Genomic DNA, 24,089 nt, shown 5'->3' on the forward strand with positions numbered 1-24,089 from the left:
CCTCAGGTATAAAAAAACGTTATTCTTTCTAAACAAGCTTGATTATTAGAAAGGATGAGATTTTTATGAATCTTTCGATTCGAAGCGAGCTACAATTATTTGCTGAAGAATTACATCAACATCTTACCCCATCATTTTTAGAAAAACTCGCTAGAGAACTAGCTTTTGTACAACGAAAGCGTAAGTTTTCAGGACGTGATTTAGCTATTATTTGTGTGTGGATTAATCAACGTGTAGCGAGTGATTCCTTAGTTCGACTGTGTAGTCAACTTCATGCTGTTACAGGAACTCTTATGAGCCCAGAAGGACTAAATAAACGCTTCAATAAGAAAGCTGTTTGCTTTTTAAAACATATCTTCTCTATATTATTAAAAAATAAAATTTGTGAAACATCAGTGATTCCAAGCTCTTCAATTACCTATTTTCAACGGATTCGTATTTTAGATGCGACGATTTTTCAAGTGCCAAAACATTTAGCTAGTGTGTATCCTGGATCAGGTGGTTGTGCACAAACAGCAGGTATAAAGATTCAATTAGAATATGATTTACATAGTGGACAGTTTTTAAATTTTCAAGTTGAACCGGGGAAGAACAATGATAAGACCTTTGGAACAGAATGTTTAGCAACATTACGACCTGGCGATTTATGTATTCGGGATTTAGGCTATTATTCACTGGAAGATTTAGATCAAATGGACCAACGAGGCGTGTATTATATATCGCGACTTAAACTAAATAATATGGTGTATATCAAAAATGAGTTTCCTGAATACTTTCGAAATGGAACAGTAAAAAAACAGTCTCAGTACATCAAAGTTGATTTAGAACACATTATGAATACCTTAAAACCGGGACAGATCTATGAAATATCAGATGCTTATATCGGAAAGGATAAAAAACTATTTACACGAGTTATTATATATCGATTACCTGAAAAACAACTTCGAGAGCGTAAGAAAAAACAAGTGTATACGGAAAGTAAAAAGGGTATTACGTACTCAGAGAAAAGCAAACGATTAACTGGTATGAACATTTATGTTACCAATACACCTTTGGAATGGGTTCCGATGGAACAAATATATGATTTTTATTCCCTCCGCTGGCAGGTTGAAATTATCTTTAAAACTTGGAAATCCTTATTTCAAATTCATGATTGGCACAATATCAAACGAGAGCGATTAGAATGCCACATTTATGGAAAACTCATCGCTATTTTTCTATGTTCTTCTACTATGTTTAAGATGCGACAATTAATTTTAAGAAAGAAGAAAAGAGAATTAAGCGAATATAAAGCCATTGGAATGATTCAAGACCATCTATACATTCTTTATCAAGCTATACAGCAAAACACCCGAGAAATAACAAAAATTTTAATCCGCCTGTTCCATCTTCTACAGAAGAACGGACGGAAATCTCACAGATATGAGAAGAAAACTGTCTTTGATATTATGGGTGTTGTGTATGAGTATAGTGGATTGAGGAAACAAAAGAAAATTGCATAATTAAAAAAGTGAGACCCGTTAGGGTTTATTTGGTATGCGCATTTTTAAGAATATACTTTTATTTTAACAATGTTTTAATCCGGCTGAACAAGAGTTCAATTTGTTTACACTCTTAAGTTGATGGGCATGGGTCACCATATCATTGCGGGAAAATTGTACGTTTAGACACATTTTAGACACAAAAAAAACAAGTGTGTAAATTTAGATGATGGTTATAATTTCAAAAGTGGATCTGATTTTTTTATTCTGACTAAAAAATCAGATCCACTTATTTGTGTCCTTAAAAATAATCATCTTTGCAAAAAACATTTATTGATTTTTTCAAAGATGATTAATATGTTCTAAACTTTTATTCTATATAAAAGTAATTGTTTACTTTTCAGTGATATTTACAAAATTGACAGCTCTCTTTTCCTCAGTGCCTAAAGCCGTCTGAACTTTCCTTATTTCCGTTGTTAATTCTGGTGCTTTCCCTTGAGAGGCTACATTAAGATTCCCAAAAGATTTATTAAAAGATAGAAATATTCTTGTTTTTTCTTTCCCATTTATTTCTTTAAATACTGTATCATCTACAATTAATAGGATTACGTTGGATCCATCACGATATGGAGATAACCATACATCCCCTTTGTATTGAACATTCATTTTTTTCTCATCAAATGTTATTTCTTTCAAGTCTTTATATTCTTTATTTGCAAATAAAATGGTTTCATCTTTCTTTACTTTTGGTAACGAGTCAATTGAGACTGAAGATGTGAGCCCCCCATTATTATCTCTTTTACGTATAAGTCCCTTCTTGTACATTTTTTCAGCAGTTGTTCTGCTTATAAATAGTAAATTACTAGGAGTATCTGCCCTAGCATCCCCAAACTGTGTCGGGAGCTTTATGTTGAGCTTGTTATTATCTATGCTCCCTTCTTTTATTTTAAATTGATCTTGTGATAGGGTTATATCTTTGTATAGGTCTATTATAGAATTTCTTGTTTGTTCATTTAACTGCTCTACCTCTATTGAAAGCCCATTTGCTGGGGAGTTTTTTGTACCAAATAATGAACATGCTCCTAATAAGGTAATAGAAATGCCTGTTACTATTAATAATCCTAGTCTTTTTTTCACCCTCTATTCTCCTACTTTTTATTATTTTTGAATTAAAAAATAGTTTTATACATTTTTTTCAAGTATTGAGAACGAACAAAGTAAAAGTATATAATTTGCAAAACTAAGAAACAAATCAATACCATAACTGAACTACCCAAAACTGAAAAATTGGCTAACTTTTGTAAGGCCATAAAAGCAACCGTACTATGTGTAATCGCTATTGAAATTGGTAAAAAGAACAACAATGTAAGTTGACGTGACACAATTTTCTTTAATTCCGGTTTGCTTAAACCGACCTTTGCTATCATTTTATATTGCTGCTGATTTCGTTCTAAGTCTGTGTATAATCGGAAATATAAAAAGCTTGCAGCAAACGTAAAGAAAACAATGCCTATTAATACACTCATGATAGATGCAAGTCCAAACCCTTGCCTCATCACTATCCATGTAAGAATTAAAGTCGAAAATGTATATTTTTCGTTGTCTACTATATGCTCATTTATACCTTTATTATCCTTCTGAAAAGCAGCTACAATATTTTCCGCAACTTTTTTTGTTTTCTCCCAATCTTTCACAATAAAACCATTAATAGTGGTTTCAAAATAGTAATTCTCTGGATCCGCTATCATTTGATTATATACAGCGTCTGGTACAATAATTATCGTTACTCTTGTTTCTTGTAATTCTTTCGGAGTAACTATTTTATTTACATGCATATCTTTTTTTATATTTCTATACAACAATTGAAAGTTATTTTGATTAGATTTTGTATTAGCAACTTTTCTTGAAGGTATGACAACACTATCATTTTCATCTTTTAAGCTTTCTTTTTCAAAACCAAATGCCTTAGCTAACTTATTATAATCACTTAATTTTATAACGGTTGATAATAAATTACTGTTATAGAGAGTATCTCGAATTTGTTTTATTGAATAAGTCACCTGTTTGAAATTAAACTCACCATCATGGAGTTCGCTTTCTATTTTTTTTAGATGTTCTTTTTCTAAATGGTTATTATTATAAGACTGATAAGAAAATGCAAAAGGACTTTCCGATTCAGCCATGGATGAGTTGCCTAATCCCATACAAGTCCCCACTGCAGTGAAGGCAACGGTAGAAATAATAGTGACCATAAAAAACATTTTTGCATTATCTTTTAATTGATACACTAAATCTGAGATGGTTAGTATGTTTGTTTTCTTAAAGAAAATATTTTCCCTTTTCTTTAATGCACGTAACACATACACACTGAGCTGGGTAAATAAGAAATACGTTCCAAGTACAACAAAGCTCACCCCTGCCGCCATCATGAAAAATACATAATTCGCACCCTTGTACTGAATTGCGTTAACACTATGGAAGACAGCCGTATATCCTAATCCCATACAAATAAGTGCGAATAAAGATAGCCAAAAGGATGCTTTTGGTTCAGGCTTTGGCTTTTCCTCTGCTTTTATTAATTCTACTAATTGCTCTACATTTACTAGTCGAGAAGTGAAAAGTGAAATAAATAAAAATAGTAAGAAGAAAGCTCCAAATGTTATTCCAATTGCTTTAAAGGGCATGTAAAATGGGAGTCCTTTATCAATTATTAACAGATTGTTGCTCATAATTAAGATAAACTTAGAGAACGCCATTCCAATTGTAATTCCTGTTAAAATAGAAGCGATACCAATTATTATATTTTCAATAAATACTAATTTATTCAACTGTGAACGTGACATCCCATGTAGCATTAGAATTCCAAAATCTTTTTTTCTTGTTTTTAAAAATGCACTTACAGAATATAGGATAAAGAAGAATGAAAAGAAAAATATTAACCCCTGCGATATCTGTAATCCTGACTTTGCAAATGTATTGATTGTTACACTGGTAGCAAGATCGCCTTGTAAATTAGGATGAAATGCAAGTAATGCATAAGTAAAGAAAATCATTATAGCAAACGTACTACTTAAAAAATGGGCCAAATATGTTCTTTTACTTCGAATGATGTTATTAAACGCGAACTGTCGAAAAGTCATATGCATTTCCTCCTAATAATGCTAAAACTTCTAGAATTTTTCGATAGAATACTTTGCGATTATCTCCGCAATAAATCTCATTGTATAACTGTCCATCTTTGATAAACACGATTCGATCACAATAACTCGCAGCCATTGCGTCATGTGTCACTAACATCATCGTTGTGTCATTTTCTTTGTTAAGCCTTGTCAATAATTCCATCACATCACAAGCAGATTTTGAATCCAAATTTCCTGTGGGCTCATCCGCAAGTAATAATTTCGGATTATGAATAGTAGCACGTGCGATTGCTGTTCTTTGAGCTTGTCCACCAGAAATTTCATACGTACGTTTATCTAATATTTCAGTTATCCCCAGTTTTTCAGCAATAGCTTCAACTTTCCCTTCCATTTCTCTAGGGCTTACACCATCAAGCGTAAGTGGAAGAACAATATTTTCTTTCACTGTCAATGTATTAAGGAGATTAAATGATTGAAAAACAAACCCTAATTCACGTCTTCGAAATAAAGACAACTGATCTGGAGATAACAGATATGGATTTTCTCCATGAATTAATACTTCTCCTGATGTTGGAGCATCTATAGTAGACACCATATTTAATAGCGTTGTTTTACCACTCCCAGATGGTCCCATAATTCCTACAAATTCACCTTTGTTTATTTTTAAATCAATATGGGATAATGCTGTATAAGAAATTTTCCCAGCATAAACTTTCCCTAGATCTGAAACATGTAGTATTTCCAAAGTGTTTCACCTTCCATTTCTCTTTTCGATACATAAAGTGTAACCAATATATAGTATGTCTCATATCGATTTCCCTAACATTTATCTAACAAGTTTGTAAGATTCAAAAGAAAAAACCGATGAAAAATCTAACTTTCATCGGTTAACGAGATGCATATGGGAATACGATTCTAACTTTTGTTCCCTTACCTACCTCAGATTCTAGCTCAATCTTATGATTTAATTTTTCACATACTTCTTTAACAAGATATAATCCCATTCCCGTAGACTCTTTAAATTTCCTACCATTTTCTCCAGTATAAAATGGATTGAAAACACGTGGTAAATCAGCAGTAGGAATACCCACTCCATAATCTCTTACTTCCAAAATAATTGCTCGTCCTTTTGAATACGCTGATACTATTACTTTCTCTTTCTTACTTGATGAATATTTAATTGCATTTGACAGCACTTGATTGAGTATAAATCGAAACCATTTCTTATCTGTTTCTACAATAAGACTCGGATCTACTTTTACCTTTGGATACACATAACTACGTATAAACAGACGTTTATTTTCATGAATAACAGAATCAATCATTCCCAATAATTTCAATCTGTCTACATGGAAATCCTGTTCAAATGTTTCTAAACGAGCAACATATAAGACCATTTCTAATCCTTTTTTTATTCTTTCCGTTTCTTCATTAATACTGTCAAATCGAGAGTCATCTGCATCTTGTGTAATTAACTCAATAACAGAAAGAGGTGTTTTCATTTGATGAACCCACTGATTCATAAAAGTCATTTGTTCTTGTTGTTTTCGTTCCCATTTTTTTAATTGGTTTTGATAATATTGATATTGAGTTTGTAGTAATTTATCTAAGGCCATTGATAATGGAGTCAAATCACTGTCTTTTATTGACTCATTTAAAGTTTCCATTGGAGTTGATAGACGCTTGTAGAATGAACGATGACTATAATAACGATATATTAGATAACCTATTAATAAAAAAACACCCAAAAACACAGAATATAATGCTGTCAAAATATGTGGATAACCATCAAACCAATATATAAAAAGAATGATAAGCAATTGGGCAAATGTATAACAAATGAGTGGAATATGTTCTTGTAAAAATAATTTCATTATTCCTTTCCTTCCTTCTCCCAAGTAGCATGCAAACGATATCCAGCACCACGAACTGTCTCCAGTGCGTTTTCAATACCTAAATCTTGCAACTTCCTTCTAATTCTCCCTATATTTACACTCAATGTATTCTCGTCTATATATGAACTATCCCATAGTTGCTCTAAAATCACTTCACGTTTTACAAGGAGCGGAGACTTTGTTATCAATATTTCCAATAAAGTTGTTTCTTTTCTAGTAAGTAAAATTGTCTTATCATCTAGTTGAAGTTCCATTCTTTCTGGGAACAGGAATAATCCTGATTGCTCAACTATTCGTTCTTTTACTTTAGGAGCATATTCACCGTATGCTCTTCTGAGTTGACTACGGATTTTAGACATTACAACTTCATAATAAAAAGGTTTCGTAATGTAGTCATCACCACCATTTTCTAAAGCCATAACTTGATCCATTTCTCCACTTCTTGCAGATAGAAATACAATTGGACAAGTAGAAATAGCTCGTATTTGGCGACACCAATAATAACCGTCAAAATTAGGTAAATTTACATCTAATAGCACTAAATCTGGTTTAATCTTTTGAAATGTAGCTAAAATATTTTCAAAATCCTCTATAATAACACTTTGATATCCGTATTTTTTAATATGAGTTCCCAGTAATTCAGCGATTTTTATATCATCTTCTACAATCATGATTGTATTCATATCGTACTCTCCTCTAATTTAAGTGTGATTTTTAAAGTTTGTTTGGCTTTTTATATTTAATTTTTAAGTTAATTTATTTAAAAGAAATAATATCTTACATACGCCCTAAAATGCAATTAATATCAAATAAAGCTTATATCTGTTGTTTTTTATTAATAAAAATTTTAAGAGTAAATGGGTTGGGGTTTTTCAGAATATAGATAAGTTTTATTAATAAAATGAATTGATATTAGTAAGGGTATTTGAATAGGTAATAACTCAATATATCCATTAATATTTTTTATCCAATTTACTTTTCTGACTTTTAATTAACATATATTTCTGTACACTTTAATATTGAACAAAAAATTATGAATTTCGCCTTTTTTCGTGTTCAAAAACCTTGAAAACTTATCTATGTTCAGATAAATATATAGAATTAAGTTATTGAACAAAAGGAGAGAAAAAGGAATGAAGATGCTTGTCCAAATATATCTTATACACAATTAGCTTGGATATCGGATTGGTATATAAGGGATGAAAATTACTCCAAAGCTCTTGGAGCAATCACTGATTCTCAGCATAAATACCCGTTCTCTTCTCATTGGGGAGATGGTTCGACTTCATCTTCTGACGGACAATTCTTTAGAGCTGGTGGTCAGTCTAGTCCGTTAGCACAAGTAAATGCAAAACATGGTAGAGATCCAGGATTAAGTTTTTATACACATATCTCAGATCAATATGCACCGTTTTATGTACAAGTTATCAGCTCTTCAGAAGAAGGGCCACATATTATTGATGGCCTACTGTATCATGAAACAGATTTGAAAATTGAAGAACATTATACGGATGCAGCAGGCTTTACAGATCATATTTTTGCCATGTGTCATATGTTAGGATTTCGATTTGCTCCTAGAATTAAAACGTTTAGTAAAAATAAAATTTATACTTTTGACAAGCCCATAAAACAACCACATCTGGAATTTATGATTGGTGGAACAATTCATACAAAGAAAATAAGAGAAAATTGGGATGACTTATTACGATTAACTAGTTCTGTTCGTAATGGGACCGTCACAGCTTCTCTTATTCTAAAAAAACTGGCTGCCTATCCACGACAGAATAGCTTATCTGTAACTTTGCGTGAAATAAGAAGGATTGAAAGAACTTTATATACGTTAGAATGGTTACAGAGTCCCGAACTTAGAAGACGTGTACAGGTTGGTTTAAATAAAGGTGAAGCAAAACATGCACTTGCTCGAGCTGTATTTTTCAATCGATTAGGAGAAATTCGTGATCGTTCTTATGAAGACCAATTACACAGAGCGAGCGGTTTGCAACTTCTTATTTCTGCAATTGTATTATGGAATACAGTATATATATCACGTGCAGTAGATGCTTTGCGTGCAAAAGGCGTGGAAATTCCAGAAGAATATTTACAACATATATCTCCACTTGGATGGGAACATATTACGTTGACAGGTGATTATGTATGGAACTTAAACCAAAAAACAAATTTCAATCATTTAAGACCATTACGAGACAAAAATCCTATAAAAAAGCGGTAAAGAGTGTTTTTTCCCATCCTCCGAAAAGGGGGAATAAGACAAAATGTAATAAAGCTATTCTATCTCTATGGCTTCTTCAATGAATGGACATTATTTTTGAAGAAGAAGTTTCTGGAGTAACAAAGGATTGCGAACAACTCAAAAAAATGCTAGGAGATTTTCGAGAATATGATACCATTTATGTTACCGATCTAACAAATTTATTAAACAGTTATACTTAGGACATATATTCATTTTAGAAAGGATAAATTTAAAAATGGAAATAGAGAATTTACTTAGAGTTAAGACAAGGTGGAAATTAAGAGATTGGCTTGAGGAAAATTCAAAAACTGAAAGATTTTGTTGGGTGATAGTAAGTATAACTGAGCAATCAGAAGTGATTCAGTATTTAGATGCAGTTGAAGAGGCACTATGTTTTGGTTGGATTGATGGCATAAAGAAGAAAATATCAGATACTGAACTTGCTCAAAGGCTTTCCCCAAGAAAGAAAAACAGTAATTGGACAGAATTAAATAAGGAAAGAGTAAGGAGATTATATCAATTAGGTTTGATGAAAGAAGAAGGACTGAGAGTTCTTCCTGATATGCGACCTGAATCTTTTACTATAGATGCAGATATTGAAACTCGTCTGAAAGAAGATGACCAATTATATCAAAACTTCATTAATTTTCCTGATCTATACAGAAGGATTAGAATTGATACGATACAAAGTTATAGAAATGAACCTAATATTTTTAATAAAAGATTGGATAAGTTTATTGAAAATACCAGAGAAAATAAAATGTACGGTCAATGGAATGACAATGGTCGCTTAATCAATTATTAAGGGAAGGAAATGAGAATTGAAATTAGAACGTTTGATATCAATCATATTCAAGCTCTTAAATAATGAAATTTTGTCAGCTTCTAGTTTAGCTGATGAATTTCAAGTATCACCACGGACAATTTATAGGGACATCGAAGCTATTTGTGCTGCTGGAATACCAGTTGTTTCTTACCAAGGGACTAACGGGGGATTCGGTATAATAAAGGGATACAAATTTGATAAAAGCCTAATGGGTTCTTATGACATTCTGAATTTAATTACAGTATTAAGTAGTTTATCGAATATTTTTAAAGATAAAGAAATTGAACATACGATAGATAGGCTAAAATTACTGGATACAAACAGTAATAATAAGTCTTTATTGGTTGACTTGGAAAGCCATAGAACAGAACCCAATTCATTAATGAATCTGCGAAAAGCTATACATAAAAAAAAGGTAATCCACTTTAATTATGTAAGCAATAAAAATGAATTTACATCTCGTGAAGTAGAACCTATTCACCTTCATTATAAGTTCCGTAACTGGTATATATATGGTTATTGTAGAGAACGTCAGAATTATAGAGAATTTAGGTTATCACGTATGATGGATGTCACTCTGACACAAGAAAAGTTTCTACAAAATCACGAAATTAAAGATGAAGCATTTTATTCAAACCGTAACCTGGTGGGGTTTGAGGATGTAGTAATCTGGGTAAGTCCTAATTCTTTAGCAGAAGCATTAGACCAATTCCAGAATTCTTCAAAAACCATTAACGATGACGGAAGTATGACAATTACAATTTCTGTTTATCAACCTCTACAGGCTGGATGGCTTAAATCGATTCTTTTAAGCTTTGGTAGCGGTGCTAAAATTGTAAAACCGATGGAACTGCAATCAATTTTAATAGATGAGGCAAAAAAAATAATAAAAGTTTATGAAGATATATGACAAGCTGCTGTCATATATCTTTTTTTATAATCTAGATATCAACTTTTAAAAAACCAGAACTAAAGGAGTAGCTGTTAAATGAACCATGCAAAAAATATGTATAAGTATCATCTTTGGGCTAATAAGGTGTTACTAGAAAGAATAAAAGAATTACCAAACAATGTCCTATATAAAGAGGCTAATAGTTCATATCCAAATATTGCTCAAACGTTTAGCCATATCTATGTAGTAGATGTAATGTGGTTACAAGTACTTAAAGGAATTGGTATGCAAGAAGCATTGGAAGCTTCTATGTCATTATTAGAAAAGACTAATTTATATTCTGTAGATGAATTTATTAAGTCTTTCGAAGAACTAGCTTCACAGTATGAAGAATGGATGAATAGCCAAAAAGATTTAGAACTAAAAATTAATTTGAATAATCCTTGGTCAGGTGCTAGAGAGACTGCATACTCAGAAATTTTATTTCATGTTGCTAACCATGGTACCTATCATCGAGGTAACATAACAACCATGCTAAGGCAACAGGGGCACGCTTCAACAATGAATGACCTCGCTTTATATTGGTATCAGAGTTAGGGCAAATAGTACTTGTAAATTAATGATAGTTCATATGAGAATCCAATAAAATATTCATCTGTTTTCTATATAAATGTCCTTTAATTAAACTAATGGGGGCATTAGCTTAATAAGCCAAATTAAAAAAATCGGCTCCTTTACGTAAAGGAATCGATTTTTTATGCTGGGTATTTTTGCACATTCCCCCGAAAAAGGGGATTCATGCTAAATTTATTATTTTGGGACACTGTTCAACTTTGCAACAGGACCTGGTTTTATATATTACAAAAATGTAAGGTAAATGTAATGTTAATCCATGGCGGATTATGTCGAAAAAATGCAGAATAGGAAAAGGAAAAACAAGTATAGGAGGATATATATGAACAAACCAGTTGTTGACGTTAAAAACGTCCAAAAAGTATACGGTAAAAAAGGCGAAAGCCAATCACACGCATTAAAAGGTGTGTCGTTCTCGATTCATGAGGGTGAATTTGTTGGCATCATGGGACCATCTGGTTCAGGCAAAACAACGCTACTAAATGTAATCTCAACATTGGATAAAGCAACGGGCGGTACTGTTGAAATTGCAGGCACGGATATTACGAAGATGAAGCAAGGAGCGCTTTCTGATTTCCGTTCTCAAAAATTAGGATTCATCTTCCAGGACTTTAATTTACTAGAGAACCTATCAATTTATGAAAATATTGCATTGCCGCTTTCACTTCAAGGTGTTCCGTCTCGTAAGATTGGACCGAAAGTGGAAAAAGTAGCGAACATGTTAGGGATTTCAGCAATACTTCAAAAGTATCCATCTGAAGTATCTGGTGGGCAAAAGCAACGTTCAGCAGCAGCCCGTGCGCTTGTACATGAACCAGCAATTATTTTAGGAGATGAGCCAACAGGGTCACTTGATTCTAAAAATGCAACGAGTCTTTTAGATGCGATGACAAATCTAAATGAAGAACAAGGTGTTTCCATTATGATGGTTACACATGATCCGTTTAGTGCAAGTTACTGCCGACGTATTCTATTCATTCAAGATGGCGAATTATATAAAGAAATTCATCGTACTGGTACGCGTGAAAAGTTCTATAAAGAAATTTTAGATGTGCTTGCAGATTTAGGTACAAAAAAAGCATAAGAAAGGAGGTTCAAGCATGTTATTTAAGCTTTCCATGTCAGGACTAACAAGTAAGCTAAAAGATTATATCGTCTTACTTGTTGGTCTCGTTATGTCAATTTCAATTTTTTACATGTTCCAAACATTAGCGCAGAATGAAGCATTTCTTAAATCCAATTCTACTATTAGTCAAATTGGATTCGTCTTCCATGCTGGTACGGTGCTACTAGCGATCATCACATTCTTTTACATTTTGTATGCGAATTCTTTCTTACTATCACTTCGGCAAAAAGAATTTGGTATGTATATGATGTTAGGAGCAAAGAAGCATAAGGTTACATTTCTTATGTTTATTGAGACCATAGTGTTAGGTGCGGCGTCCCTTGTAATCGGAATTGCAGTCGGTGTAGGTCTTTCACAAGGGGTTGGACAGTTACTTATGAAGCAACTTGAGTTTACTGGAGGTGGTTATCAAGCCTTTTATGTTCCATCAATCACTGTTACTTGTATTTTCTTCTGTGCACTATTTGTGTTAGCTGCCATTATGAATAGCATTAAATTATCACGTATTTCAGTATTACAACTTGTACATGCAGATGCGCAAACCGAACGTCCTGTGGTTAAAGGGAAAATCACGGGAATAGTTGCAGTCTTTGCAATCATTTTACTAGGCGTTGGTTATCATTCCATGATTAATATATCTAAGTTACAAGAAATGGGAGTTATCATAGCATTAATTACAATAACATCAGGGACTTACATGTTATTTGGATCCGCCCTTCCATTTATGATTAAAAAACTAAAGAGTAATAAAAAACGTAGTGAAAAAGGTCTTAATGCTTTTACATTCGCGCAATTAAACTTCCGTATTAATAGTTTAACAAAAGTACTAGCGACAATAGCGATGTTAGTTGCACTTGGAGCAGGTGCAATTTCAACTGGTATGGCCTTTAAAAATAACGTTATGCGTACTGTAGATACTTTGGCGATTTATGATGTAGCGATTCATAATCCAAGCACAGAGGAAAAGAAAATATTAGATGGTATGACATTCCAAGAGAAAAACGAATATCATTACAAAACAGACGATAAATATGTGTATTATATAAAAGAAGAATTAGAGAAAAATCGTCCTTTAGTACAAGATTCAAAAAATGCTACAAGACTGGCAGATGCCAGTAAAATCAAACGCGTTTCTGAAGAATTACCAGTAGGTGCTACTTTAAGTTATATTAAGAAGATATCTGATAATGTGATTCCTGAGGAGTGGCGTGCCGCATTCAAAAAGATTCAACCACATTATCTATACACTAATCAAACAATCAAAATTGTAGATAAAAAAATGTATGATGGTTTGCAAGGTAAAGAGAACATTGCATTTCTTGGAAAAACAAATGATTTCTTAACATATAAAAAAGAATTGAAAAAAATTGACGAATTGCAATTAGCTAAATATAAAATAGCAGAAGTCGAGTTGACAAGTAAATATTCTATATACACTGAGTTTTACGGCTTTACAAGCGGAACTGTATTCATGGGCTTCTTCCTAGGAATTGCATTCTTAGCGATGATGGCAAGTTGTTTAATGTTTAAGATTTTATCTGGTGCATCAAAAGATATTACACGTTATCAGATGCTTCGTAAAATCGGTGTTCGTCGCGAACTATTAACGAAGTCTATTTATAAAGAGTTATTTTTAGTGTTCTTATTCCCAGCGATCGTGGGTATTGCTCACGTTTTAGTTGGTATGAATATGTTTGGATTTATATTACATGATCCGTATTTCCGTATTTGGGTTCCGATTGTTATGTTCGTAGTCATTTACGCGATTTACTACTTCATTACAGTTCAATTGTATAAAAGAATTGTTCTTCCGAAAGAGGACTAAGAAGGTTCTGTTGCAAAGATCTCTAAACTGAGCTAATTTTTAGAAAAAGTGTGCGGAGGAAAATGATATAAGGAGTATTTTAAAGAAAAACAGTTTGAAAATTTACGTCCATTACGGGAAACTCAAATAAAAAGAAAGTAATAAAAATCCGATTCTTTAAATACATGAGAATCGGATTTTTTATGTGAAATATTTCCTTAAAGTACACTTTTCTTTTTACAACTTCGTAAAAAACGGGATCATCAGGTTGCATATGCCTTTATGAAAAGGTTAGTGAAAATGTTTGGAGAACCAACGGTTCTAACAACAGATAAAGCACCAGCATTACTTTGTGCATTCAAAAAATTAAAGGAACAAGGCTTTTATAAACATACAAATCATTGTACAATCAAGCATTTTAATAATCTCATAGAACAGGACCATAGACATATAAAAGGCCGTTTTGCCAAATCTGCAGGATTTCAAAATCTTCGCCATGCTTCGTGTACCTTGAAAGGGATCGAAGCGATTCATGCCATATATAAACGAAAACACAGTTTGCAACCAAACTGCGTTTTCTCAACATATAATGAATTACAGCAATTACTAACGATTGCATAAAATCCATCTGCAATCATACCAACTTTTTATCTGTTAAGAAACTTTGCAACAGAACCATGCACTTTATTCCCTTATATTTTTGCACCCGAACCGAAACGCTATTACTCCTCAGAAATGGGTGTCACGATATTGAAATTGGGATCTATTTTATCTAGTGCCGACAAGAATAATTGCCATTTATCTTTATCTCCTTGAATAATGATAATGGAACTATTGGATTTATTATTCGTAGTCGCCAATTCATATAATTGGTCTTTCTGCATAGTAACTGTTACCTCTGCATCTGCTGCTAATTCATTATTCAAGTATCTAAATATCCCACGCTTTATTTCAGTAGAAGCTACTTCATCTCGATCTGGAATCACAAAATTAATTTTATAATCATAATTCCCTGCTTTTATTCCATCTAATCGTATACTAAATAAATATAATATATTTTGAAGAGGTAAAGAATCTAACACCTTTTTTGATATGGTTGAAATGGGAATAGGTGTAATACCTGAACGCAGTTCTTGGGCTCCCGTTAAATATTCATTTCTCCATGGACCTGATTCTGCGATATAACCGAGTTGTTCTAAAGCATCCGCACATAACAGCTTTGCATTTTCATTGTTTGGATTTGCATAAATAACTTGTTTCGTTACTTCGGCTACCCATTGATACTCTCCATCTTGGAAGGATTTTTTTGCTTTTTCTAATACGGAATCCTCACCGCCCATATATTCCACGTATTTTTTTGCTGAGTCCTCCGGAAATAATTTATTTAGATCTACCGGATTTCCACTATACCATCCCATATATTTTTGATAGACTGCCTTTGCGTTATGATTAACAGTCCCATAAAATGAGCTATTGTACCATTCATCATGTAAACTCTTTGGAAGTTTTACTATTCTTCCTACCTTCTCTAATGTGTAACCTTGATTTATTAATCGTAAGGTTTGGTCATTGATGTATTGGTATACATCTCTTTGTTTTTCCAAGTAATCATTACACTGTTGATTACCAAAACGCGGCCAATTATGAACTCCAAATACAGTGGTCAAACTATCGCCAAATAAATCAATGGCCTGTTGCAAATAATTTGCCCAAGCTATCGGATCTCTAACTTGTGAGCCTCGTAAAGTATACAAATTATGGAGGGTTGCAGAACAATTTTCTGCAATACATAGAGATTTTTCACTTGGAATATAAATATTCATCTCTGCAGGCGCTTCTGTACCCGGGGTAAGTTGAAACTGTATAATCACCCCATCAATTACCTTTTCTACATACTGCCCGTTACCACTTTTTGATATTTCTTTCACATGATTGGTCAGAGTAATTGTGCCAGTAGAAACCTCTTTTCCTATTCCATTATCTATTACTCCTTTTTCATCATGAGGTAATACTTCTCCGTACATATACACAGCACGTCTAGACATAGCTACTCCTGCAGTAACATTCTCTTCAATGACAGCTTTCATAAAACCTTCTGGAGCATATACGTTTATTTTTTTTTCAGTATCCGAACATAAAACACTCAAGATTCCGCCATAATGGTCTGTATGGGAATGGGTCAAGATGATAGCACTAATGGGCATATTCTCCAAATGTTCATTCACTAATTTGAGGGCAGCTTTTGCAGTTTCTGCAGAAGTTAAACAATCAATGATAATCCAACCCGTATTTCCTCTAATAATGCTCATATTAGCAAGATCAAAACCCCTAACTTGATAAATACGATCTGTTACTTTAAATAATCCTGAATGAAGATTTAATTTACCATGTTCCCACAGCTTTGGATGAACAGTATCAGGTATTTGCTCCTTTAATAAAAAAGAATATCTTTTCAAATCCCATACAGGTGGTAAATTATTTTTTCCGTTAATGATAGGTAAAGGTACCTCGACCAGTGTGTTCTTTCTGGCCAATTCCTGCTCTATTTCTAGTTTTCCCCATTCAACTGATTTATATAAATCATCATGAATTAAACGGGTTTTATTTGTCGCCTGTTTTCTATCTATATTCAGTTCATCGCCTTGATTGTTGTTGTAAACAGTCATTCCGTTTCCTCCTTTTATTGATACTATAATTTGTGTTTTATAAAATTATTAAATACTTCGTTAAGCGATAAAAACCTCCCTAAACTGATGGGGGCACGGCAAGTAATGATAGGATTCTTATTCCTGTTCTTCTAGGTAAAGGTATATGTGCAATTATTTCTATGTACAATAATGCTAGGCAACTACACGAGTGGTTAGCATTGGGACTAATGGTATAACCATTAAATTGGCTAGCCATTACAAGAATAGTAAAATCGTTAGTTTACACGACATAGTGATAGTACGTTCCGTCTTTATAGAAATAAGTAGAGAGAAATTCAATTTCTTCCTCAGGATCTGTTGCAAAATTTTCTAAATGAGGTTCAGCCGAGATACGTGTAAAACTAGGTCATAGTAAGACAATTTTCACCAAATGATATTTTGGGGTGATATTTGTAACAAAAACGACCGTTTTTGTTACGTTTTGTATTTGAAAATATGAAATATCCCAATCATTGAACTGGCTGTAACAAAATACTGTATCAAAAATAATTCGTAACATTAATAGTAAACCACCTTTTTGTTACACCAAATTCTGATAATGGAAATAAAATATAGAATATGACCCAAAATCACATGTATCTCGGCTGAACCCCATGCCCATCAACTTAAAAAATATATACTCCCAAAAAAAGAAAAAAAGAGCTGAATTCTCAAAATAACTAACTATAGAGAAAAAAATCTTCATTTAGGGGTTACTTTAAAACCTTAGATTGGTGGATACGGGATGGTACTCAGTATTGTAAAGAATGCTCTAATAAGTTAGTATAGATTTGTATAAATTGGTCGGTTGACCAAATAAAAAATAAGATGGTGAAATACAATGTCTAGTCCAAAAAAAAAAGCTACTCGGGATCAAATACTAATGGCTACGTTTGAATGCTTAGCTGAAAAAGGTACAACCGCTATTACATTACGAGATATTGCTACAAAAGCGGGAATTACTTTAAGTTTAATTCACTATTATTTTCCAACAAAGGAGGGTTTATTAGTTAACGCTACCTCTTATGTCATGCAAAAACAAATTAAAGAAATTCAGAAGGAACTCTCAAATATACAAGATTTTTCAGAGAAATTAAAAAAACTTATATTTGTAGTACATCACCAATTCAAAAGTTCTGAATGGAGAAAGGTGTATTTTACTTTATTAGCAGCAGCAGCTTGGTCACCGAAAATTATGGAAGAAATTCGAGTTCTACAGAACCAATTGATAGACATAATTCAAGAATATGTTCAAACTTCCAATGTAGAAATCATTGACTTAGCAGCATTTTCAAGGGCCTTATTGGCTTCAGTGAATGGATTAGCGTTACAAGTTATGCATGGGGCTTCAGAGGAACAAATTGCTCCGGCATATGCGCTTATAGAAAAAGCATTTATATCAGCATTTGCCCTTCCAAAAGACGCAATGAGTGATTACTAAATAATCCCGAGATAATTCATGTGCCAATCCATTATTCCATGAGACCAAATGGAATAATGGATTGTAGAACATTATAAAGTGAGGTTACAGCATGACCGCATATGGATCATTTTATTTTTTCGCTATAGTGGGTATTTTATTGATACCTACTATCATAGCTGGATTAAGAGGTAAAATGTTGCGCAAATATAATGCTGTCCTAACGCTAATTATGCTTGCTATTATCTTCTCGGATAAACCAAATCAAGCGATGATGTTAGCAGTATTTATTATTTGGCAATATGTCCTTATTAAAGGCTATTTACTACTAAGAAAACAAAATAATAATACGTTCATGTTTTACATGGCTGTTATTTTGTCGATTTTGCCACTGATTTTGGCAAAAATCGCACCATTTGTACCTGAATTAAAACTCATTGTTTTTACTGGTATATCTTATGTAACATTCAGGGCAGTACAAATGGTATTTGAAATTCGCGATGGCTTAATTAAAGAATGCTCATTTTTTAATTTCTGGGAATTTATTTTGTTCTTCCCTGCCATTTCGACCGGACCTATCGATCGGTATCGCAGGTTCCAAAAAGATATTCAAAAACCACCAGGTGCTGAGGAATATCAAAATCTACTATATATAGGTATTAACCGTATTTTCCAAGGTTTTCTATATAAATTTATACTTGCTTACCTAATAAAAGAACATATTATGGATGCAACATTAGCTCACCAAGACACAATTTTATCAAATATGATTTTCATGTATAGCTATAGTTTATATCTCTTCTTTGACTTCGCAGGTTATAGCTCATTTGTAATTGGTGTCAGTTATATGATGGGGATTAAAACACCAGAAAACTTTAATAAACCGTTTATCAGTCGTAATATTAAAGATTTCTGGAATCGTTGGCATATGAGCCTATCATTCTGGCTCCGTGACTTTATTTACATGCGCTTTGTCTTTTTCGCAACAAAGAAAAAGCTCATTAAAAATCGCCATATGACTTCATATATTGGCGTCTTTTTAAATTTTTTTATCATGGGAATTTGGCATATTACTGGTCATCATATTGCTCAATATATGATTTATGGTCTATATCATATTGCTCTGTTTATTTTATTTGATATTTTCGAGCGAAAAAACAAGAAGCATAAATTTTGGCCTAACAATACGTTCATGCATGTCCTTGCAATTGTGATTACATTCCATTTCGTATGTTTCGGTTTCCTAATTTTCTCTGGTCACCTAAATAATTATTTTTAATAAGTAATTTCTTTTCTTGTAACTAAGAAGTTACTAATAATACATTTCAGATATAAAGGAGATTTTTTTAATGGCAGAATTCAAAAATCAAGTATTAGATATTTTAGAAGAAGTATGTGAAAATGATATTGTAAAAGAAAATCCTGATGTGCAATTATTTGAAGAAGGTATCCTTGATTCTTTTGGTACAGTATCTTTACTAGTAGAATTCCAAGAACGTCTAAATATTGAAGTATCTATTTCTGATTTCGATCGCGATGAGTGGGCAACACCAAATATGATTATTAAGAAGTTGGAAGATATCCGATGAAAAAGCAACCTTGGGTCCGATGCTCCTAGCATTGGACCTTTTTGTGGTTCTGGTACAAAAAATCTATAAAACTTGGACATTTTGATACTCTCACAATCATTTGGGTTCAGCCGCATGTCCATCAACCTAAGATTTTGAAATAACCCCATAACGAGAATTTTACCTTTTTACAATTATTAATGAGAATTTGACTCATTTTTTTCGTTTTGGGGAGCAATCAATTTCTTAAGTTGATGGCGATGTATAGTGACCCCCTTACGCTAAAGATAAGATCGTGTTCCCCGGTCTTATCTTTTTAATTGTAGGTTTTTAATACAAAAAAAGGAATCCTTACAATAAGGATTCTGCAACAGGGAATAACAAAAATATAAATAATAAAAAGAATTACTTATATTATAGTGTATATAGCAATAATATAATATTGAGAAATATTTACATAAATCCAGTATGTATTACGTAGCAATTGTAGAAATGGCTTGTTTATAGACCAGATATTGTTTACCACCAACCATCATTAGGACGATAAATCTATCTGTTGCAAGGATTTGCCCACGTATTGGAACCCCACTCTTTAAAAATAAAGTGACTTCCTCTTTTTTACCTTTCAATTGTTCATACATGCCTTCTTGTAAATTAAACATGGAATGTGCCCCCTGGTTTGTTTGTAGTTACTTTTCTTCTAATACCATCTGCTTTTCATTGTTAGGTATTTGTGATTTCCATTCACTTTCTATTTTTCTAAACCATTTTCCTATTTTGCTTAAATGGGTGTTTTGCACAAATCCCCGAAAAGGGGAAATTGGGGTACGGAAACGATTCAAGGCATGAGGGGACAATGTGGAAAATAAATACAAAAACAAGAGGCTAATAATTAAAATTAGGCTTTTATATCCCTAATTTCAATTATAAATAAAGCATCAGCCCATAAATTGAACTTTGTTTAAATTTCTCTTTATCAATAGAGTATACTCTATTGATAATAGTACAAGTTCTTGATTTTAAAAGCTTTAGAGGTTCTCAATAACGAATTACAGAATTTATTAACGGTTTCATAAAACTTGACCACAATCTTCCCATGTCTCTATGTGTAAAAAAACTTTGCAACAGAACCCTTATTTTCCTCATATAAAGAATTAACTTGCTGTTTTAAATTCTTGATGAATAATAGAATCTCTTGACTAGGCATTCTAGCATGTTGAAGATGAAATATGTTTCCTTTTCCGATTTCTAACTCGTTTGAAACCAAAGTAATAGGGATATTCCTAAAGACATGCCATGGAAAATACAAGTGTACAAAAGTTTCTCTAAAATATATACCCGATTGACAAATTAATACCCCATCGGATCCTTTACTCAAATTACCAAGGACAGATGTATCTAAAAAAGCAATGATTTCTTCTTCTTTTGAAATAATATATCGTGCCAAAATTACCTTTAACTTTTTGTCTGAAATATGAGTGTCTATAAACAACCCATTATCAGGTTCTAATAATTCATCATATGTCTCAAACAAATTACAGATTGATTTTATCTCATCAGTTTTTACAACTGGATGTATATTAGTTTTCTTTGAATTATGGAATGAATTTTTAAGAGCTATAAGTAACTCTTTAAATAACAATGTTGGATAATCACTCCCGTTAATATTAAAACTTTTTTGTGCATCAAAAGATAAAAACCCATCTTTATCAATTACAATTTGCTGCACTTCATCTAATTTATCCCATTTCATAGTTCCTTTACCTAATAGCCAATTTTTCCAATATAGACCTGAGCTTGTAAAGTAGACACCATATTTTCCTGAGCCAAACAAATTACAACTTAAAAAAGCAATAATCTGATCATCCTTTGGTATAGAGAAACGTTTTTTTGCAATTGACAAGAAATCATCAGGTATTCTACCAACATAAAATCTAGACTGTTGATATTCTAAACAAATATCAGTTAAACGATTAATATCTATATTCAGCATGATAATTCTCCGTTTATTATATATTTTCTATATAATAAATTATAATATTATCAGGTAAATATTAACACTCAAAATCCGCTTAAATCGAGGGGAACTCTATTGGATTCTAAAATCAATTATTATTAGATTGAAAAATTTTTGATTTGTTTTTAGCATTTGGGGGGGCGACCAATTTTCCTGGCTTGATGAGCATGGGGTTCAGTCAATAATTTTAAAAACTATCCTCGTTTTCCATTATTATACAATTAAATTATATATATTAATAATAAAAATAGGAGGTTATCATACAATGAATATAGGAATACATTTCCACGCTCCAGAAGATGAAAATTTCAGTTTATCCGTACTGAGTTTATTAGAACCTTTTAATTTCCAAAACTATGTATGGCAAATTGATACGGCTGAAGTATACGTTAAAGATTCTAACGGTGATTTTCCAAATGCATTTTCATTCAATAATGATCGTTTCATAACTGGGAGTGATTTAGAACATACCTTAAACCAGAAATATTATTTATTCTTTTTGACGATGTCTGCTTTTACTGAAAAGGAAAATTATACATCGATAATTACAGCAACGGATTTTATTAATAGTGATTGTGAATTCTTGTTAAATATAGTTGATAGTTATGATATTAGTATTTTATGTAAAAATGAGGAGTTACTACAGAAATTGTATCAACACGTTCAAGACCTTGGTTATGTAGATACCAAATATTTAACGGAAAGTAATGGTGGAACGTTTTTCTAGCATACCTTGAGCAGTAAAATTAGGCCCCCTTTTACGGGGGCCCTTTTCTCTTATATCACATATATATAAGCTTCATTTACTACTATATGGCGTACCGCCAACATTCGTTAAAATGTGGGTGGGATCACATGCCAATCAAGCTAATATTTTGAAGTGCCCCCAAAAGTAAAAAAACTTTATTCTTTCTAAAAAGCTAACTAGAAAGGATGACGTTTTTTATGAATCTTTCGATGTTGAAAAATACATTCTTCCCCAAAATGAAAAAATGTACATCTCCAGATGAAATGTACATTTCTTTGTTTTGAGGATTCTTCAAAATATTATCTTGATAGCAATGTAGCAATACCCCTAAGAGACCTAAAAAACCTCTAATCGATAAATTCATGTTACTATTCTTGATATTACTGTTGAGCCGCCTCCGGTAGGTCATCAAAGATTAGTCTTTTAAAAATGTTAATAATGCTTCATTAAATTCTTTTGCATGAGTTGCGTTTAATCCATGAGGACCACCTTTTATAAGAGCGAGTTTACTACCAGGAATGGAATCATATGTGCGTTTTCCACTTAACTCAAAAGGTACAGTTGCATCAGAGTCACCGTGAATAATAAGAGTAGGTATATTGAACTTTTCCAAGTCTTTTCTAAAATCGGTCATACTAAAGGCAGTAATACAATCGAGTGTTCCTTTAGGGGATGCACTAGCTGCAATATTCCAATTATATAAACGGAATGGCTCACTAACTAAATCTGTTCGATTACCAGCTGCGAAAAATCCCTTAGTAAATTCGTCAAGAAATGCAAGGCGGTCATTTATCACGCCACTTTTGAATTCTTCAATTGCTGCATCATCTAATGCCCCTTCAGGATGATCCTTTGATTTGTATAAATATGGAGGAACTGCTCCAGCAAAAACAGCCTTTTCAATACGATCTGTTCCATATGTACTAATGTACCGAGCTACCTCGCCTCCACCCATAGAAAAACCAACAAGTGTGACATTTTGAAGATCTAAATGTTCTATTAGTTGATGTAAATCAGAAGTAAAGGTATCATATTCATATCCTTCCCACGGCTGAGATGACTTTCCAAAGCCTCGACGATCATATGTTATAACTCTGTATCCAGCCTCAACAAGAGCGGGAACTTGGTATTCCCAAGATCGACCACTTAACGGCCAACCATGAATTAGTACAACTGGTTTTCCTATACCATGATCCTCATAATATATCTCAATTGGTGCTTGATTTTCGGTTCCTACAGTAATTTTTGTCATTCTTCTACCTCCAAAAAATATTCTAATATATATCCTTTTCTTCAATAATCCGGATGAATCTCGTAACCTATTTATGCACGTTTATGTTGTGAATTCTAAGCATGAAACTCTATTGTTCCGATGAATTCATTTTCTGTTTTTGTAGCAATTCCCCATCTAATACCTTTTTCATCATGAAATAATTGCTGAACATTCCTCATATTCAATTCTAATAGCAAAAATAGGTAACTATCAATATTGTTCTATCTATAGAATGTATAGGTAAAACCAATCAATTTTATGGTAGAAATAACTATAGTTACCATCTATACAAATTATAGATAATTTAGAATTGATTAGCGAATTGGTT

19 protein-coding genes and 2 pseudogenes are annotated in these 24,089 nt (G+C 32.6%); 12 read left to right on the plus strand and 9 right to left on the minus strand.

What is annotated here, in order from left to right:
* The first annotated feature begins 65 nt into the window (after nt 1-65).
* Nucleotides 66-1,502 (plus strand): IS4 family transposase, encoded by a 1,437-nt coding sequence (locus BPMYX0001_RS26280; protein ID WP_033799425.1) that lies wholly within the window; start codon nt 66-68, stop codon nt 1,500-1,502.
* Nucleotides 1,503-1,874: 372 nt separating this feature from the next.
* Here BPMYX0001_RS26280 and BPMYX0001_RS26285 read toward each other — a convergent pair whose 3' ends face one another.
* The 5 genes from BPMYX0001_RS26285 to BPMYX0001_RS26305 all read right to left on the minus strand — a co-directional run bounded on the left by BPMYX0001_RS26285 (nt 1,875) and on the right by BPMYX0001_RS26305 (nt 7,199).
* Nucleotides 1,875-2,618, minus strand: a complete 744-nt coding sequence (locus BPMYX0001_RS26285; RefSeq protein ID WP_006097219.1) for a lipoprotein BA_5634 family protein — start codon at nt 2,616-2,618, stop codon at nt 1,875-1,877.
* 32 nt (nt 2,619-2,650) lie between these two features.
* Nucleotides 2,651-4,621: an FtsX-like permease family protein gene (locus tag BPMYX0001_RS26290; protein WP_033799426.1), complete on the minus strand. Its 1,971-nt coding sequence runs from the start codon at nt 4,619-4,621 to the stop codon at nt 2,651-2,653.
* Nucleotides 4,596-5,366, minus strand: a complete 771-nt coding sequence (locus BPMYX0001_RS26295) for an ABC transporter ATP-binding protein (protein WP_006097222.1) — start codon at nt 5,364-5,366, stop codon at nt 4,596-4,598. Before BPMYX0001_RS26295 ends, BPMYX0001_RS26290 begins: the two co-directional genes overlap by 26 nt.
* A gap of 142 nt (nt 5,367-5,508) precedes the next feature.
* The gene (locus BPMYX0001_RS26300; protein ID WP_006097224.1) at nt 5,509-6,495 is read right to left on the minus strand and encodes a sensor histidine kinase; all 987 of its coding nucleotides are present in this window, start codon (nt 6,493-6,495) and stop codon (nt 5,509-5,511) included.
* Nucleotides 6,495-7,199 (minus strand): response regulator transcription factor, encoded by a 705-nt coding sequence (locus tag BPMYX0001_RS26305; protein ID WP_006097225.1) that lies wholly within the window; start codon nt 7,197-7,199, stop codon nt 6,495-6,497. Before BPMYX0001_RS26305 ends, BPMYX0001_RS26300 begins: the two co-directional genes overlap by 1 nt.
* A gap of 455 nt (nt 7,200-7,654) precedes the next feature.
* On the opposite strand from BPMYX0001_RS26305, the pseudogene BPMYX0001_RS26310 reads away from it, so the two are divergent.
* The 7 genes and pseudogenes from BPMYX0001_RS26310 to BPMYX0001_RS26340 all read left to right on the plus strand — a co-directional run.
* Nucleotides 7,655-8,746, plus strand: a pseudogene (locus BPMYX0001_RS26310) (Tn3 family transposase); the annotation flags it as partial.
* A 256-nt stretch (nt 8,747-9,002) separates the two neighbouring features.
* Nucleotides 9,003-9,572: a YdeI/OmpD-associated family protein gene (locus BPMYX0001_RS26315; RefSeq protein ID WP_006097229.1), complete on the plus strand. Its 570-nt coding sequence runs from the start codon at nt 9,003-9,005 to the stop codon at nt 9,570-9,572.
* 16 nt (nt 9,573-9,588) lie between these two features.
* Entirely contained in the window at nt 9,589-10,503 is a 915-nt protein-coding gene (locus BPMYX0001_RS26320) for a helix-turn-helix transcriptional regulator (RefSeq protein ID WP_003209996.1), read from the plus strand.
* A 78-nt stretch (nt 10,504-10,581) separates the two neighbouring features.
* A complete protein-coding gene (locus BPMYX0001_RS26325; RefSeq protein ID WP_006097232.1) occupies nt 10,582-11,082 on the plus strand; it encodes a DinB family protein in 501 nt (166 codons plus the stop codon).
* Nucleotides 11,083-11,440: 358 nt separating this feature from the next.
* The gene (locus tag BPMYX0001_RS26330) at nt 11,441-12,202 is read left to right on the plus strand and encodes an ABC transporter ATP-binding protein (protein WP_006097233.1); all 762 of its coding nucleotides are present in this window, start codon (nt 11,441-11,443) and stop codon (nt 12,200-12,202) included.
* Nucleotides 12,203-12,218: 16 nt separating this feature from the next.
* Nucleotides 12,219-14,069, plus strand: a complete 1,851-nt coding sequence (locus BPMYX0001_RS26335; protein ID WP_006097235.1) for an FtsX-like permease family protein — start codon at nt 12,219-12,221, stop codon at nt 14,067-14,069.
* 216 nt (nt 14,070-14,285) lie between these two features.
* Nucleotides 14,286-14,669: pseudogene (locus BPMYX0001_RS26340) on the plus strand (DDE-type integrase/transposase/recombinase); the annotation flags it as partial.
* Between the two features lie 101 nt (nt 14,670-14,770).
* On the opposite strand, the gene BPMYX0001_RS26345 reads toward BPMYX0001_RS26340, so the two are convergent.
* Nucleotides 14,771-16,714, minus strand: a complete 1,944-nt coding sequence (locus BPMYX0001_RS26345) for an alkyl/aryl-sulfatase (protein WP_006097237.1) — start codon at nt 16,712-16,714, stop codon at nt 14,771-14,773.
* Between the two features lie 862 nt (nt 16,715-17,576).
* Here BPMYX0001_RS26345 and BPMYX0001_RS26350 point away from each other — a divergent pair.
* From BPMYX0001_RS26350 to dltC, 3 genes are all read left to right on the plus strand, one after another.
* The gene (locus BPMYX0001_RS26350) at nt 17,577-18,176 is read left to right on the plus strand and encodes a TetR/AcrR family transcriptional regulator (protein ID WP_033799427.1); all 600 of its coding nucleotides are present in this window, start codon (nt 17,577-17,579) and stop codon (nt 18,174-18,176) included.
* A gap of 91 nt (nt 18,177-18,267) precedes the next feature.
* Nucleotides 18,268-19,434, plus strand: coding sequence for a D-alanyl-lipoteichoic acid biosynthesis protein DltB (dltB, locus tag BPMYX0001_RS26355; RefSeq protein ID WP_033799428.1), 1,167 nt, complete (start codon nt 18,268-18,270; stop codon nt 19,432-19,434).
* A 70-nt stretch (nt 19,435-19,504) separates the two neighbouring features.
* On the plus strand, nt 19,505-19,744 hold the full coding sequence (gene dltC / locus BPMYX0001_RS26360; RefSeq protein ID WP_006097242.1) for a D-alanine--poly(phosphoribitol) ligase subunit DltC: 240 nt from the start codon (nt 19,505-19,507) through the stop codon (nt 19,742-19,744).
* A 452-nt stretch (nt 19,745-20,196) separates the two neighbouring features.
* Here dltC and hfq read toward each other — a convergent pair whose 3' ends face one another.
* Entirely contained in the window at nt 20,197-20,385 is a 189-nt protein-coding gene (hfq, locus tag BPMYX0001_RS26365) for an RNA chaperone Hfq (protein WP_006097244.1), read from the minus strand.
* Between the two features lie 440 nt (nt 20,386-20,825).
* On the minus strand, nt 20,826-21,716 hold the full coding sequence (locus BPMYX0001_RS26370) for a hypothetical protein (RefSeq protein ID WP_006097247.1): 891 nt from the start codon (nt 21,714-21,716) through the stop codon (nt 20,826-20,828).
* Between the two features lie 289 nt (nt 21,717-22,005).
* Between BPMYX0001_RS26370 and BPMYX0001_RS26375 the strand changes: the two genes are divergently transcribed.
* Nucleotides 22,006-22,467, plus strand: a complete 462-nt coding sequence (locus tag BPMYX0001_RS26375) for a DUF2691 family protein (RefSeq protein ID WP_006097248.1) — start codon at nt 22,006-22,008, stop codon at nt 22,465-22,467.
* A gap of 436 nt (nt 22,468-22,903) precedes the next feature.
* Here BPMYX0001_RS26375 and BPMYX0001_RS26380 read toward each other — a convergent pair whose 3' ends face one another.
* Nucleotides 22,904-23,740: an alpha/beta fold hydrolase gene (locus BPMYX0001_RS26380; protein WP_006097249.1), complete on the minus strand. Its 837-nt coding sequence runs from the start codon at nt 23,738-23,740 to the stop codon at nt 22,904-22,906.
* Nucleotides 23,741-24,089: the final 349 nt, after the last annotated feature.

It is taken from the genome of Bacillus pseudomycoides DSM 12442 (genome assembly GCF_000161455.1).
Taxonomy (GTDB): Bacteria; Bacillota; Bacilli; order Bacillales; family Bacillaceae_G; genus Bacillus_A; species Bacillus_A pseudomycoides.

What these genes read in the sequence shown, in the direction of transcription:
- BPMYX0001_RS26280 (WP_033799425.1), top strand. Translation starts at nt 66, where the DNA reads ATGAATCTTTCGATTCGAAGCGAGCTACAATTATTTGCTGAAGAATTA.
- BPMYX0001_RS26290 (WP_033799426.1), bottom strand. Translation starts at nt 4,621, where the DNA reads ATGACTTTTCGACAGTTCGCGTTTAATAACATCATTCGAAGTAAAAGA.
- BPMYX0001_RS26300 (WP_006097224.1), bottom strand. Translation starts at nt 6,495, where the DNA reads ATGAAATTATTTTTACAAGAACATATTCCACTCATTTGTTATACATTT.
- BPMYX0001_RS26305 (WP_006097225.1), bottom strand. Translation starts at nt 7,199, where the DNA reads ATGAATACAATCATGATTGTAGAAGATGATATAAAAATCGCTGAATTA.
- BPMYX0001_RS26315 (WP_006097229.1), top strand. Translation starts at nt 9,003, where the DNA reads ATGGAAATAGAGAATTTACTTAGAGTTAAGACAAGGTGGAAATTAAGA.
- BPMYX0001_RS26325 (WP_006097232.1), top strand. Translation starts at nt 10,582, where the DNA reads ATGAACCATGCAAAAAATATGTATAAGTATCATCTTTGGGCTAATAAG.
- BPMYX0001_RS26330 (WP_006097233.1), top strand. Translation starts at nt 11,441, where the DNA reads ATGAACAAACCAGTTGTTGACGTTAAAAACGTCCAAAAAGTATACGGT.
- BPMYX0001_RS26335 (WP_006097235.1), top strand. Translation starts at nt 12,219, where the DNA reads ATGTTATTTAAGCTTTCCATGTCAGGACTAACAAGTAAGCTAAAAGAT.
- BPMYX0001_RS26345 (WP_006097237.1), bottom strand. Translation starts at nt 16,714, where the DNA reads ATGACTGTTTACAACAACAATCAAGGCGATGAACTGAATATAGATAGA.
- BPMYX0001_RS26350 (WP_033799427.1), top strand. Translation starts at nt 17,577, where the DNA reads ATGTCTAGTCCAAAAAAAAAAGCTACTCGGGATCAAATACTAATGGCT.
- dltB (WP_033799428.1), top strand. Translation starts at nt 18,268, where the DNA reads ATGACCGCATATGGATCATTTTATTTTTTCGCTATAGTGGGTATTTTA.
- dltC (WP_006097242.1), top strand. Translation starts at nt 19,505, where the DNA reads ATGGCAGAATTCAAAAATCAAGTATTAGATATTTTAGAAGAAGTATGT.
- hfq (WP_006097244.1), bottom strand. Translation starts at nt 20,385, where the DNA reads ATGTTTAATTTACAAGAAGGCATGTATGAACAATTGAAAGGTAAAAAA.
- BPMYX0001_RS26370 (WP_006097247.1), bottom strand. Translation starts at nt 21,716, where the DNA reads ATGCTGAATATAGATATTAATCGTTTAACTGATATTTGTTTAGAATAT.
- BPMYX0001_RS26375 (WP_006097248.1), top strand. Translation starts at nt 22,006, where the DNA reads ATGAATATAGGAATACATTTCCACGCTCCAGAAGATGAAAATTTCAGT.
- BPMYX0001_RS26380 (WP_006097249.1), bottom strand. Translation starts at nt 23,740, where the DNA reads ATGACAAAAATTACTGTAGGAACCGAAAATCAAGCACCAATTGAGATA.